The organism is Chryseobacterium sp. 2987 (genome assembly GCF_031456375.1).
GTDB classification, from domain to species: Bacteria; Bacteroidota; Bacteroidia; order Flavobacteriales; family Weeksellaceae; genus Chryseobacterium; species Chryseobacterium vaccae.
In genome coordinates this window covers 524,342-538,093 of sequence record NZ_JAVDUN010000004.1, presented here as the reverse complement: position 1 = coordinate 538,093, position 13,752 = coordinate 524,342, and the positions used below count along the sequence as shown (strand labels likewise).

At 37.6% G+C, this 13,752-nt stretch carries 13 protein-coding genes; 5 read left to right on the top strand and 8 right to left on the bottom strand.

What is annotated here, in order from left to right; all coding sequences use genetic code 11:
- The first annotated feature begins 204 nt into the window (after window positions 1-204).
- Window positions 205-1,095, top strand: a complete 891-nt coding sequence (locus J2Y40_RS15180) for an AraC family transcriptional regulator (protein WP_153396088.1) — start codon at window positions 205-207, stop codon at window positions 1,093-1,095.
- 52 nt (window positions 1,096-1,147) lie between these two features.
- Here J2Y40_RS15180 and J2Y40_RS15175 read toward each other — a convergent pair whose 3' ends face one another.
- Complete coding sequence (locus J2Y40_RS15175) at window positions 1,148-4,495, bottom strand: methylmalonyl-CoA mutase family protein (protein ID WP_309999828.1); 3,348 nt, start codon at window positions 4,493-4,495, stop codon at window positions 1,148-1,150.
- Between the two features lie 243 nt (window positions 4,496-4,738).
- Here J2Y40_RS15175 and J2Y40_RS15170 point away from each other — a divergent pair, with 243 nt between their 5' ends.
- The gene (locus J2Y40_RS15170) at window positions 4,739-5,071 is read left to right on the top strand and encodes a hypothetical protein (RefSeq protein WP_309999826.1); all 333 of its coding nucleotides are present in this window, start codon (window positions 4,739-4,741) and stop codon (window positions 5,069-5,071) included.
- Window positions 5,072-5,101: 30 nt separating this feature from the next.
- On the opposite strand, the gene J2Y40_RS15165 is transcribed toward J2Y40_RS15170, so the two are convergent.
- A complete protein-coding gene (locus J2Y40_RS15165; RefSeq protein ID WP_153396083.1) occupies window positions 5,102-6,223 on the bottom strand; it encodes a DUF3667 domain-containing protein in 1,122 nt (373 codons plus the stop codon).
- A 91-nt stretch (window positions 6,224-6,314) separates the two neighbouring features.
- Window positions 6,315-7,415 (bottom strand): DUF3667 domain-containing protein, encoded by a 1,101-nt coding sequence (locus tag J2Y40_RS15160; RefSeq protein ID WP_309999823.1) that lies wholly within the window; start codon window positions 7,413-7,415, stop codon window positions 6,315-6,317.
- A gap of 344 nt (window positions 7,416-7,759) precedes the next feature.
- Between J2Y40_RS15160 and rplM the strand changes: the two genes are divergently transcribed.
- The 3 genes from rplM to rpsB all read left to right on the top strand — a co-directional run bounded on the left by rplM (window position 7,760) and on the right by rpsB (window position 9,573).
- Window positions 7,760-8,215 (top strand): 50S ribosomal protein L13, encoded by a 456-nt coding sequence (gene rplM, locus J2Y40_RS15155; protein WP_027375420.1) that lies wholly within the window; start codon window positions 7,760-7,762, stop codon window positions 8,213-8,215.
- A gap of 6 nt (window positions 8,216-8,221) precedes the next feature.
- On the top strand, window positions 8,222-8,608 hold the full coding sequence (rpsI, locus tag J2Y40_RS15150; RefSeq protein ID WP_047373582.1) for a 30S ribosomal protein S9: 387 nt from the start codon (window positions 8,222-8,224) through the stop codon (window positions 8,606-8,608).
- Between the two features lie 203 nt (window positions 8,609-8,811).
- Window positions 8,812-9,573, top strand: coding sequence for a 30S ribosomal protein S2 (gene rpsB / locus J2Y40_RS15145; RefSeq protein ID WP_153396079.1), 762 nt, complete (start codon window positions 8,812-8,814; stop codon window positions 9,571-9,573).
- 132 nt (window positions 9,574-9,705) lie between these two features.
- Here rpsB and J2Y40_RS15140 read toward each other — a convergent pair whose 3' ends face one another.
- The 5 genes from J2Y40_RS15140 to J2Y40_RS15120 form a co-directional block, all read right to left on the bottom strand.
- The gene (locus J2Y40_RS15140) at window positions 9,706-10,149 is read right to left on the bottom strand and encodes a DUF6759 domain-containing protein (RefSeq protein WP_153396077.1); all 444 of its coding nucleotides are present in this window, start codon (window positions 10,147-10,149) and stop codon (window positions 9,706-9,708) included.
- Window positions 10,150-10,154: 5 nt separating this feature from the next.
- The gene (locus J2Y40_RS15135; RefSeq protein WP_231128683.1) at window positions 10,155-10,856 is read right to left on the bottom strand and encodes a DUF6759 domain-containing protein; all 702 of its coding nucleotides are present in this window, start codon (window positions 10,854-10,856) and stop codon (window positions 10,155-10,157) included.
- Window positions 10,857-10,871: 15 nt separating this feature from the next.
- Window positions 10,872-11,549 (bottom strand): tRNA (guanosine(46)-N7)-methyltransferase TrmB, encoded by a 678-nt coding sequence (trmB, locus tag J2Y40_RS15130; RefSeq protein WP_153396075.1) that lies wholly within the window; start codon window positions 11,547-11,549, stop codon window positions 10,872-10,874.
- Between the two features lie 306 nt (window positions 11,550-11,855).
- Window positions 11,856-12,629: a DUF6759 domain-containing protein gene (locus J2Y40_RS15125; protein WP_153396073.1), complete on the bottom strand. Its 774-nt coding sequence runs from the start codon at window positions 12,627-12,629 to the stop codon at window positions 11,856-11,858.
- Window positions 12,630-12,924: 295 nt separating this feature from the next.
- Complete coding sequence (locus tag J2Y40_RS15120) at window positions 12,925-13,713, bottom strand: hypothetical protein (protein WP_309999820.1); 789 nt, start codon at window positions 13,711-13,713, stop codon at window positions 12,925-12,927.
- Window positions 13,714-13,752 lie beyond the last annotated feature (39 nt).

Genomic DNA, 13,752 nt, shown 5'->3' with positions numbered 1-13,752 from the left:
AACAAAGCCGGGCATTCATGTCCGGCTTTTATTTTGAGATCTTATAAAAAATTCAAAAAATCAACTCAATCTGTAGAGTCTGAGAGCGATTGAAAAATAAAAAAATTGTGTATTAGTGGCAAAGAATAAGACAGTAGGAATAGATAAAGGAACTGTAACTTTTCTAATATACCATCCGACTTATTCTGAACAAAAACACATCATATGTTCAACCGTCTTTCAGAGGATAATTTTAGGAAGCTTAAACTGCCTAGGGAAAGCAGCCTGGTCAACTTTTCATCTTTTCGTGAGCTGAAGACGGATGTCCTGTTCCGGAGTTTCAGTCTGAAATTTGTAACGGAAGGCTGTGAGCAGTACCTGATTGACGGAAACCTGTTTAAAGTATCTAAGGGAGAGTTTCTTGTAGGGAATCATTTTTCTAACGGAAAACTGCTGATTCAAAGTGATAAAGCAGTTAAAGGATTGTGTATCGATATTGCCCCGGAGATCATGTCGGATGTGGCTAACGGTTTCCGCTGTCCGGAAATAACAGAGCAAGACCCGGAGCTGGTTACTTTTTTTACTTCGGAGAGCTTTGTGGAAAATAAAAGTCATTTTTCTAATAATAGTATCGGAAGGCAGCTGCAGCAGATTTCAGGACAGATCTCCTATCAGACAGACCATCAGTTTGAATTTAACAAAGAGTTTTACTATCTGCTGGCGGAAAATCTTGTTTCCGTTTATGCTCCTGATTTTTACAAGGTGCAAAAGCTGAATGTTTCTAAAATACAGACCCGGAAAATGCTTTACCGGAAAATGCTTGCTGCCAGAAATTATATAGATGAACATTTCATTTCGATAGAAAATATTGAAGAAGTAGCAAGAGCATCTTCAGTTTCGGAGTATCATTTTTTCCGTTTGTTCAGGCAGCTTTTCAACGAAAGCCCTTATCAGTACATCACCCGGAAAAAACTGAACCTGGCGCTCCAACTGTTAAAAGATAAAGGATTTTCCCTTACTGATATTGCTGTTGCCTGTGGCTTTGCAGATCTTTCATCATTCAGCAAGAATTTTAAAAAACAGTTTGGGGTTTCTCCCAGAGGGTTTACGGCATAAAAAAAGACCTCATACAATGATGAGGTCTTAAAATTATTTTTACAGAGGTCTGTTACATATTTCTTCTGTATTTACCCCCAACTTCAAATAAAGCGTTGGTAATCTGTCCCAGAGAACAGTATTTTACAGCATCCATCATCACTCCGAATAAGTTCTGCTGGTTAATCGCTGCGTGCTGAAGTTGTTTTAATGCCTCTTCAGATCTATCATCATTCGCTTTCTGGAAGTTATGAAGCGATTCAATCTGAGCCTGCTTTTCTTCTTCAGTGGAACGGATCACCTCTCCCGGAAGCACCGTTGGTGAACCATCTTTTCCAAGGAAAGTATTCACCCCGATAATTGGATATTCACCTGTATGTTTCAGCCATTCGTAATGCATGGATTCTTCCTGGATTTTAGAACGTTGGTACATGGTTTCCATAGCTCCCAGCACACCGCCTCTTTCTGTAATTCTGTCGAACTCAGCATAAACGGCTTCTTCTACAAGATCAGTCAGCTCTTCAATGATGAACGATCCCTGAAGTGGGTTTTCATTTTTCGCTAAACCTAATTCTTTGTTGATAATCAACTGGATTGCCATTGCTCTTCTTACGGATTGCTCAGTAGGAGTAGTAATCGCTTCATCATAGGCATTCGTGTGAAGAGAATTACAGTTGTCGTAGATTGCATATAATGCCTGAAGCGTTGTTCTGATATCGTTGAAATCAATTTCCTGAGCGTGAAGCGAACGTCCGGAAGTCTGGATGTGATATTTCAGCATCTGGCTTCTTTCATCTGCTCCGTATTTCAGTTTCATTGCTTTTGCCCAGATTCTTCTGGCCACACGTCCGATCACTGAATATTCAGGATCAATACCATTGGAGAAGAAGAAGGATAAGTTCGGTGCAAAATCATTGATGTCCATTCCACGGCTCAGGTAATATTCCACATACGTGAAACCGTTAGCCAGTGTAAATGCCAGCTGGGAAACCGGATTGGCACCTGCTTCTGCAATGTGGTATCCTGAAATGGAAACAGAGTAGAAGTTTCTTACTTTTTCCGTGATGAAATATTCCTGAACGTCACCCATTAATCTTAGGGCAAATTCAGTAGAGAAAATACAGGTATTCTGAGCCTGATCTTCTTTTAAAATATCAGCCTGAACAGTTCCTCGAACAGTAGCAATTGTTTTGGCTTTAATTTCGGCATATACCTCTGCAGGGATTACTTCATCTCCTGTTAAGCCTAAAAGCTGAAGTCCCAGCCCGTTATTGGATGGTGGAAGCTCTCCGTTATATTGAGGTCTTTCCAAACCTTTATCGTCAAACTTTTCCTTAAGCTTAGCTTCTACTTTAGCTTCTAAGCCATTCTCTTTGATGTACTTTTCAACATTCTGGTCAATGGCAGCATTCATAAAGAACGCAAGCAGCATTGGAGCAGGTCCGTTGATCGTCATGGATACAGAAGTCAGCGCATTCACAAGGTCAAACCCTGAATACAGTTTTTTTGCATCATCCAACGTGGCAATAGACACTCCCGCGTTACCGATTTTTCCATAAATATCCGGTGGTAGAGCAGGGTCCTGGCCATATAACGTTACTGAGTCGAAAGCTGTAGATAAACGTTTTGCAGGCATTTCTGCAGATACATAATGGAACCTTCTGTTGGTTCTTTCCGGACCTCCTTCTCCCGCAAACATTCTTGTAGGATCTTCACCGGTTCTTTTGAATGGGTAAATTCCTGCAGTGTAAGGGAAACTTCCCGGAAGATTTTCCTGGCCTTTCCATTGAATGAGATCTCCCCAGTCATTGTATTTCGGAAGGGCAATTTTCGGAATTCTTAAATGGGATAAAGATTCTGTTGAGGTTTCCACCTTAATTTCTTTTCCACGAACATAATAGGAATAAAACTCCTCATGAAAAGCCTTTTTTGTATCTTCCCATGTCTTCAGGAAGTCAATATTTTCCTGCTGAAGGTCTTTTTCTGCCTTTTGATATTCCGCTTCCAGAACTTCATTGGAAAGGAAGCTTTTCACTCCCTCGATATGATACATTTTTCTGGCAAGCTCAGCCTGCTTTTCGATTACAGCATCATATTGTTTGTTATTTTCTACGATTTCCGAAAGATAACGTACTCTTTTTGGAGGAATGATCGTTACTTCTTCAGTAACTTCCTGTTCAACGAAATTTTTCAGATCAAGTCCTGCAAATTTATCATTCACTTTTGAAACCAGTCTATTGTAAAGTTCTGTTGTTCCGTGATCATTGAACTGGGATGCTTTGGTAGCATAAACCGGCATATCTTCCAATGGACTTTCCCATAGAAGGTGGTTTCTCTGGAACTGCTTTCTTACAGCCTGAAGGGCGTCCAGAGCTCCGCGCTTGTCGGATTTATTTAAAGCCACAAGATCTGCATAATCTAGCATGTCGATCTTTTCAAGCTGGGTAGAAGCTCCATATTCAGGAGTCATTACATACATGGATACATCTGCAAAATCAGATACTTCTGAACCGGATTGCCCGATACCGGAAGTTTCAAGAATAATGACATCAGGGTGTGCCAGTTTCAGAACATTCAATGCAGAATGGATGAATGGCGATACCGAAACGTTGTTTTCTCTCGTCGCCATGGATCTCATGTAAACTCTCGGATCGTTGATGGCATTCATACGGATTCTGTCACCCAGTAATGCTCCACCCGTTTTCTTTTTCGAAGGGTCAATTGAGATAATGGCAATTTTTTTATCGGTATTGGAACGTAAGAAGCGTCTTACCAGTTCGTCTGTTAAAGATGATTTTCCGGCTCCTCCGGTTCCTGTAATCCCGATAATCGGAATAATAAGATCTTTGGATTTCTCGTCAATAGCTTTTACTAATTCTGGTTTTTCTTCTGAGAAGTTTTCAACAGCAGAGATGATCTGGGCAATACTCGTAGGGTTTTCAAAGCTGATGGTTTCAAGATCTGCCGCTGTAACCTCTTTTCCGGTAGCAAAATCAGATCTCTGAACAAGATCGTCAATCATTCCCTGAAGACCAAGTTCACGGCCGTCATCCGGTGAATAGATTCTGTCGATTCCGTAAGACATCAGATCTTTGATTTCTTCCGGGAGGATTACTCCACCGCCGCCGCCAAAAATTTTGATCTGCGGTGAATTCTTTTCTCTTAAAAGATCGTAGATATATTTAAAATATTCATTGTGCCCGCCTTGGTAGGATGTTAAGGCAATGGCGTTAGCATCTTCCTGGATGGCTGTATTAACAACTTCCTCTGCAGATTTGTCGTGGCCAAGGTGAATAACTTCGCATCCGGTTCCCTGGATCACACGGCGCATGATATTGATCGCAGCATCGTGGCCGTCAAATAAAGATGCGGCTGTTACGATTCTGACTTTGTTGGTTGGAGTATATTTTTGGGTTTCCATAAAAAAATAGAAAATTTTCTGAATTTTCAAATATAATAATAAAATAAGAACCTATGTTTGATTATAGTTTATTGATTTTTAAATTATTAAATAATGCTATTTAATTAATTTTTTCCAAATTAAGGTTTTGGGATCGGAAAAGTGACAGGTATAAGAGCTGGTTATTGGATTCTATTTTCAAAATCACGGTATTTTCATCTTCTCAAAATTAAATTCTCTACTTTTGCACCATATTTTAAGGATATGCAGAAAGCTTTGATTTATTTCGCGTTGGGAACCGTTGTGAGTTTCCTTATTAATTATTTTTTTCTGAGCTCACAGGATATGGCAGTGGACGCTTATTATGCTGTTGCTTTCGGGTGTGCATGGGGGCTTGCTTACTATCTGGATACTCCCGATTTCTCGCTGCCTAAAAAACTGGGATTGTCTTTTGCGGCAATGGGAGTTCTGGTTCTGATAGGAAGTCTGCTCTTTAATCTTCAGCTTGCTATTCCGTCTATTCTGAAATTTTCTACGGTCTTTGTAGCGTATTATTTAATTGCCAGTTTCAGAGGAAGCAAATCGCTTCGCCAGTAAACCTTTGGATTCAGACAAAATATTTTCCTTTTAATGGAGCATCAGGAAGCTGATCAAGGCTAATCCGGTCACTAAAAACAAGAATGCAAACATATTGAGGAAGAATATAATTCCCCCGATGATAATGCTGACAACGCCGTGGGATTTATATACCCGGTGGTGAGCAACAAAGAAATAGGCCCATCCATAAATTATAATTGCGATCATCACTATTCGGATTAATGTAGTCAGAAAAGCATTATCCAATGCATTTGTAATTCTGTTTAAGATGGCAAAAATCAAGATGCTTACCAATAAGAATGAAAAATAGTGCAGGGTAAAAATACCATGATCAAAGTACCACCATTTTTTCTTGCCGTGGAATATCCATAAAAAGAAGGCGAAAACCGGAAGATAGATAAATAAAGCTTTGGGTAGATGATGAAAAGAGGTCTCTGCCAGATTTCTTATAATATCTCCTTTTTTTACCCCCTCTTTTTTCAGGCTGAAAAACTTATGGGCAAAAGCATCATTTATAAAACCGAACGGGCGTTTTTTACCGGCCATTCCTTTATCATATTCTTCCTGGGTCTTGTAGCCCAAAAAACTGCTGCTATCAGATATTTTCTTGTCTGTATCTATCGTGCTTTCAAGGCCTTCCTGGAAACTCTGTAACTTCAGAGAATCCTTAAGATAGTTTTGTCCTTCAGTAAGCTGGGCAATTTTAGCAGAGTCTTTTTGCTCCCGTTTTTGCGCTTCAATGGCTTTAATAGCTTCCTGCAGGGCCAGTTTTTGAGGCTGGCTTGTCTGGGTTGTTTTATTTTCCTTTTTGTCTTTATCAAAATCTTTGAGATTGAAAGGAGGGAAAATAGCAAACATAAAGAAGGTGACAAAGCTGACAAATATATAAAGCTTTACCGGAGGAACGAATTTTTGTCTTTTTCCTTCGAGATAAGTTGTGGTAAGTTTTCCCGGTTTGAACAGGAGGTTTTTTACGGTACTCCAAAACTGCCCGTCATAATGAGTGAAGTCTTCTATAAAATGAGTAAAAAGATAATAAAAAGGCTGCCGGCTTTCGATGTTCTGCTGTCCGCAGTGTGGGCAGTATCTTTCTTCCACCTGGTTTCCGCAATTCAGGCATGTCTTATCTTCTCTTAGTTTTCCGTGGCTCATAGTTTTGAGTTTGGCGCAAATATAATTATTTCAGGAAATAAATGAATTATATCAGTACGCTTTTACGGATATCTTTAAAGTAAAATTAATTTTAATGAAGCATTACAAAGCTTAGATATGTTAAGATTAAAAACATGAGAAGTAACCCTATGTTGTTGACAAGAAATAGTAGGAAACCTTTGAATATGCTTACTCTTTTCTTCGTTTCATATACCCTGTAATGGGCTACAAAGAAATAAGCCGTCATATAGGCAAGAAGACCTAAGGTTGTTAATGCATCGAGTATGTTTAGTAGTGAATAGTCCGGTAAAAAACTCATAATTCTTTCTATTACTATTAAAATCAGTATTGTCAATAGCAGGAAAGAGAAATAGTGAAGCGTAAATATGCCATGGTCAAAGTACCACCATTTTTTCTTATTATGAAATAGCCAAAGAAAGAATGCAAATACAGGAAGGTAAGCGAAAAGGGCTTTAGGTATTGTATGGATAAAGTTTTTTTTATATTTCTCCCATATCTGTTTTTTGCTGAGTCCTTCCTTCTTTAATTCAAACACCTTTTTTGCAATTGGTCTTATCAGTTTATGGGCGTTTGAGTTGTCTTTAGCGAGAATGGAATCGTATTGTTCTATTGTATAAGCACTCATAATAGATTCCTCTTTGGTATCGAACGTAAGGTGATACATGTCCTTTTTTTCTTCAACATCTTCTATCTTTAATGTGTCTAATGCTTTTTGAGTTGCATTGGCCGTCTCATGGGATATAACACCCTCCTTTTGTAATTCACTTACAATGTTTTTTGTGGCAGCTTTCTGTTTTTCTTTTTTTGACTTTGTTTCTACTTCGATAAGATCGGCTTTTTCATTTTCCTCTTTTGGATGAGGTAAGATATTGGGTAGAAAAAATGTGATGAAACTTATAAATATATACAATTTCACAGGAGCTACATAGACCTGTCTTTTACCAGCCAGATATTCCTGGGTAAGTTTTCCGGGGCGGGTAAACAGGTATTGTATGGTTTTCCAGAACTGTCCGTCATAGTGTGTGAAATCCTCAATGAAATGGGTGAAGAGAAAATGAAAAGGTTGTCTGCGTTCAATATTTTCCTGTCCGCAATGTGGGCAAAACCTTTCTTCAACCTGATGTCCGCAGTTCAGGCAGGTTTTGTCTTCTCTTAATTTTCCGTGGCTCATAAAGTGAAATATGGTGGAAACAAATATAATTATTTCAGGGATATAATAATTATATTGATAAGTTTTTGAGGGAATCTTTAAAGAAAAAGCAATAAAAAAGAGTTGAGGGAAGAAACTCTTTGCTTTAAATCTGTGTTTTTAGAATCTTAGGAACATTTTTTCAACGCCCAATCATTTTACAAGATTTATGCCAAAGGTATTTTCTATGATAAAAGCGATTAACATACCGTAAGTTAGGCCACATTATATAGATAAAATAAAATATGTTTTTCTGTTACAAAAATTATTTGTACCTTTGCACACCCTTTTAGGGGTAAATTATGTTTAATCTTTAACTAAAACGTGTGAATACATTAAGTTACAAAACTGTTTCAGCGAACAAAGCTACTGCGAATAAAGAATGGGTTGTGGTAGACGCTGAAGGACAGCCGTTAGGTAGATTAGCTTCTACGGTTGCAAAGATTTTGAGAGGTAAGCACAAAACGAATTTTACACCTCACGTAGATTGTGGTGATAATGTAATCGTTTTGAATGCTGGGAAAATTACACTTTCCGGAAACAAGTGGGCTGATAAGACTTATATCTGGCATACAGGATATCCTGGTGGGCAGAAGTCTATGACTGCGGCTGAACTTCAAAAGAAAGATTCTTTAAAGGTATTAGAGAAGTCTGTAAAAGGTATGTTACCTAAAAACAGATTAGGAGCTGCTATCCTTAAGAACCTTTATTTATATGAAGGAACTGAGCACAAACATGAAGCTCAACAGCCAAAAACAATTAATGTTAACGAATTTAAATAATTAATTATGTCTATAGTTCACAAAATCGGAAGAAGAAAAACTTCTGTAGCAAGAGTTTATGTAAGACCAGGTTCTGGAAACATTACAGTAAACGGTAAAGATGCTAAAGAATATTTCTCTACAGACGTGATGGTTTACAAATTAAACCAACCGTTTATCCTTTCTGAGACTGTTGGTCAGTATGACGTTACCGTAAACGTATTCGGTGGTGGTAATACAGGTCAGGCAGAAGCTATCAGATTAGGTATTTCAAGAGCTTTATGCGAAATCAACGCTGAGTTCAGATTAGCATTAAAGCCAGCTGGTTTACTTACAAGAGACGCAAGAATGGTGGAAAGAAAGAAGCCAGGTCAGAAAAAAGCAAGAAAGAGATTCCAATTCTCAAAACGTTAAGAATTGCGGTAAGCTTAAAGCAATATGCAATAAGCTTTTTGAAAAACTTATTAAAATTTTTAATTCGCTTCAAAGCCTACGGCTTAATGCCTGAAGCTTAAAGCAAAAATTGCCCGTTACGTTTAGCATCCAAACGCTTCTCCCATCTAAAGAAGTTGTTGATTGTTTAAAAGACGGAAAGTAAACTAACAAAAACAGAAAACATGGCAAAAGCAAATGTAAAAGACCTTTTAGAGGCTGGCGTACACTTCGGTCACATGACCAGAAAGTGGAACCCAAATATGGCTCCATACATTTTTATGGAGAAAAACGGTATTCACATTGTAGACTTACATAAAACAGCAGTTAAATTGGATGAAGCTTGTAACGCTTTAGAAAAATTAACTTCTGCAGGTAAAAAAGTTCTTTTCGTAGCAACTAAAAAGCAAGCGAAAGAAGTTGTTGCAAAACACGCTTCTGAACTTAATATGCCTTATATTACAGAAAGATGGCCTGGAGGTATGTTAACGAACTTCGTTACTATCAGAAAGGCGGTAAAGAAGATGAACTCTATCGACAAAATGAAAAAAGACGGTACGTTCGAAACTTTATCTAAAAAAGAAAGATTACAAGTTGACAGACAAAGAGCTAACTTAGAGAAGAACTTAGGATCTATCTCTGACATGGTTAGACTTCCTTCTGCCATTTTTGTAGTTGATATCTTAAGAGAACACATCGCGGTAACTGAAGCTAAGAAACTTGGTATTCCAGTTTTCGGTATCGTTGATACAAACTCTGATCCTAGAAAAGTAGATTTCGTTATCCCAGGAAACGATGATGCTTCTAAATCTATCGATATGATCTTGAGTATTGTTTCTGATTCTATCAAAGAAGGTCAGTCTCAAAGAAAAGCTGATAAAGAAAAATCTAAAGAAGAAGGAGAAAAAGTATCTGCTGATACAGATGCTGATTTTGATGCAGAATAATTAAGGATTTTCTTTAATATAGGAAAAACGCTGGATTCAGGTCCAGCGTTTTTTTTGTTATTTTATTTCGATTAATCTTTTGTAGGGCAAATCAGTACAAAGAAAAACCCACAGAACAATGTGGGCTTATTTTTAGTTGGAAAGCTTTATAGAATAAGAGCTCGTTATGTATTTTGTTGATTGATAAGGCGAATTACACAGCATTCCGGAGAGTTTATAATTCTGATTTTTGGGAACCATTGTATAGCCCATTTTCCCGGAAGCAATGGGGATCTTTTTAAAGAATCCGTTGCTGCTTACGGTAAGTACCATATTACATCGTGAACCATTTTGTACAGAAATTGAAGTTTTAGGATTGGATGGAGAATCTGAATTAAGTAAATCATTCAGAACATCAGCAGTCTCAGGCTTATAGGTCTTGATAAGCTCATTGTATTCTCTTTCGGTATTGGCAGCACTGTTGCTGTTTCCTGACCCTGAAGAAGGATAAGGATTTCGGTTTGGATAGCTGCCGTAATTCACACTGCAGCTGGCAAGGATTATTGAGATTCCGGAAAGTATGAACAGTTTTTTCATGCCGGTTATTTTTTAGATTTTTTCTTTTTTGAAGGTTTAGCCTGGGAGCTTTCCTTAGAGCTTGTCTCCTGATTCTGATTAACTTCAGGCTGGCGTGCCCCCGGATTTTCAATCACTACAAATATACTTTTTTTTATGTCTTTCTGTGAAGTGTATTTTACATCACACACATTACTGTTGAGGCTGTAAGAGCCTTTATTGATAACAATAAAGTTTTCCCCATGTGCAGGAACAGCAAGGTTGTAAAAATCTTTTCCTTCAATTCTGAGGATAATATTGCAGTCTGAATTATTTCTGAAGAGCAATACGGCTTCTTTGCGGGTAATGTCCTCATCAAACATCGCGTTCAGAAGCTTTACTGTTTTTTCCTTGTGCTGATCTGAGGTTTCTGCGATGAGCTTTTTAAATTCTTCGGCATCTGCAGAGCTTGAATTTCTCATAAACCTGTTGGGAATATCCGTAATGACAGGTCTGGCTTCCATAGGTTTGGCATTTTTAGCCCCTTTGGTCCATTCAGAATTCTTTAGTGCAATGAGTTTGGGTTTCAGGACACTTCTTTTTGGATCATCAGGGTGGGCGTTTTTAAGGTACTCTTCTATTTCCTTGATATTTGTGCTTTTGAGGATTTCTTTGCTTTTTTTCTGTGTGTAAGCAAAGCTAGGGATTAGAAATGTGAAGAGAAGGATGGTCAGAAATTTTTTTTTCATCAATGTTTTATTTCATCAGGTTATACGGAATTTTATATAAGTTATTGTTTTACCTTTAGAAGAGAACAATTCTTCATAATAGGTTTTAATATCTCTTAAATGTTCTGTGTTCGGATCGTATTCCGGAGCGCCATAGATGTCATGGTGAGCAGTGATAATCTCATAACCTGCACCTTGCAAATATCCCAATGTATAGCCGTGAAGGAACTCGGAATCAGTTTTTAAATGAATGATTCCTCCCGGTTTTAGGAATTTTTTATAACGGTTAAGAAAATCAGGATGGGTTAGTCTGTGCTTGGTACGCTTGTATTTGATTTGTGGATCGGGAAACGTAATCCAGATTTCGTCTACTTCGTTTTCTGCAAAAAAATGATCTACAAGTTCAATCTGTGATCTTAGGAAGGCTACATTATTCATACCGTTTTCCACAGCCTCCTTAGCGCCGAACCAGAATCTTGCTCCTTTGATATCAATTCCGATAAAGTTTTTTTCAGGAAATGTTCTGGCCAGACCTACTGAATATTCTCCCTTTCCACAGCCAAGCTCCAGAACGATAGGGTTCTCGTTTTTAAAAAAATCATCTCTCCATTTTCCTTTAAGCGGGAAGCCTTCTAAAGCTTCTTCTCTTGTTGGCTGAATAACGTTTGGTAATATTTTGTTTTCTGCGAATCTTGCTAATTTATTTTTGCCCATCGAGTCATTTATAAAATCCTGCAAAAGTAACAAAATTTGCACAGAATACCTTGCCTTTTATCTTTAAAAGACATGCAATGAGCGTATTTAGCCTCAGTTTGGGGTAAGAATATCTGATTGATACAGGTTTGAAGCTGAGAGATGAAAGAAGGAAATTCTGAAGGTTATCAATAATATTTGGTTATCCTTTTTTAGTTAATTTGATTTTACAGTGGTTTTCAGTATCTATAACTAAAAGTAACTTCTATTTTCCAACCTTTATGCTCAAACTTCCTAACCCGAAATCTCAGGTTATTTATAATGATTTTATTGCGTACCTGAGCTTCCTAGTGCCACCATAATCGCTTTCTGAATCGTCTTTTGTGAAGCATATTGTGCCCCGCATACCAAACTGGTGAAGAGATATTGGCCTTTGTCTATAACAATGGAACTTTCACCATGAGCAGGAACAGCAAGCCTGTATTTGGTGTTTCCTACGCCCTCCATTCTCACGATGATATTACAGTCTGATTTATTTTGAATCAGTACAATGCTCTCTTTGCTATTCGGATCATTATCAAATAATGAATTTAATATTTTTACAGTACGGTTCTGATGTTCTACCGGGTTTACGGCCATCAGCATATTGAATTCTTCTGCTTCTGCATTAGGTATGGCAGTATTGGCTGTTGTATTTACCACATACGTATTTTGGGCAGTACTTGGGATATATACCGTTGTCGGCTGTTTGGCGGCAAGTTCAGCTTTATATTTTGCAATCTGTTTCTGCTTGATAATGGCATTCATCTCATCGAAACTGATTTTGGTAGAAGGTCTTCTTCTGAGCAGAGCCAGCATTTCCTGCATATCTTTTACTTTCTGGTCTGCCGGATGAGCGTTTTTAATGTATTCTTTCATCATTTCCATTACCCGCGGCTTCAGAACGGATCTTTTAGGGTCATCAGGGTGAGCATCTCTTAAAAAAGCATTGATTTCATAGATATTTTTGCTTTTTAGAATATCCGCATAGTCTTTTCCCTTTTTCTGGGCAGACAGGTTGATGAAGAGAACCGAACCAAAAAATAAAAGTAATTTTTTCATTAACAAATTTTAAATTTAAAAAAAATGTTTTCCTCTTAATTTGTGTTTGGGGGTAATTAGCTTTTAATATGATAACGAAATAGAATTATGTTTATTTTAAACACATTATCGTGAGATAAAAATAAACATATTTTTGAATATTTAAAAATATATACTATGGATTTTTAAAATGCATAATAATCAGAGGTAGCTAATCCTGGTCAGCCTGCTATCTTCAGATATGGCTTTTGCATTTGAAAAAATCAATGAAAATATTGAAAAGGCAGGTCATTCCATCGGGTGACCTGCCTTATTTTTATTTAACAACTTCCAGAAGATTAGAGTTTTTAAGCCTTTTTTGATAGATCGGAAGGTATTTTTCAATCGGAACTTTTATGGCTTCAAAATTGCCTGCCAGTACATAGCCCTGTATATTTTCAGAGGTATATACAAACTGCAGGAAGTTATCGATCAGGTTTTCCGGAATTTTAAATTTAAGAAAGTAGTCTGTTCCCAGGTAATTTTTAATCTGGGTTACAGAACTATTCATCCTTTCATAAGCCATATAACGTTGTTTTTTCTTTCTTTCGCCTGAAAGAAGATCATAGATGCTGCCTAAGCTGAAGGTAAGTCCGCCGTCTCTAAGCCCAGCAACCGGAAGTTCCGGAGAAGTTCCGTCTCCTTTAGGCTCAGGAAGCCCGATCACTTTTTTAAGAGCCAGTCCTTTATCTTCTTTTCTTATTGAATTAACATCATATCTTAGATTTCCCGTAGGTTTGAATCTGCTGATCACAATCTCCTGAATTTCATAATAAGCAATCTTCAGTTCGATGAGATTTTTTTGCTGAAGCATTTGAGAAGTAAGCTTTACATCTTTCCGTTCTGTAACAATAGAGGTAAAACGGATCACATCTCCGGGCGCTGCAGGAATGTTGTAGTTTCCGTTATAATCGGTAAGCACGGTTTTCTGGGTATTCAGATTGGTAACGTAGACCTGGTTGAGATACAGAATCGAGTTATCTTTTAAAAACACCTCTCCGGAGTATATCTGTGCATTGATCTTTACTATAAAAATCAACAGAAAAAGGGTAAATAGCTTATTCATATATGGGGGCAAAATTACGCAGAAATACAGCAATTTATA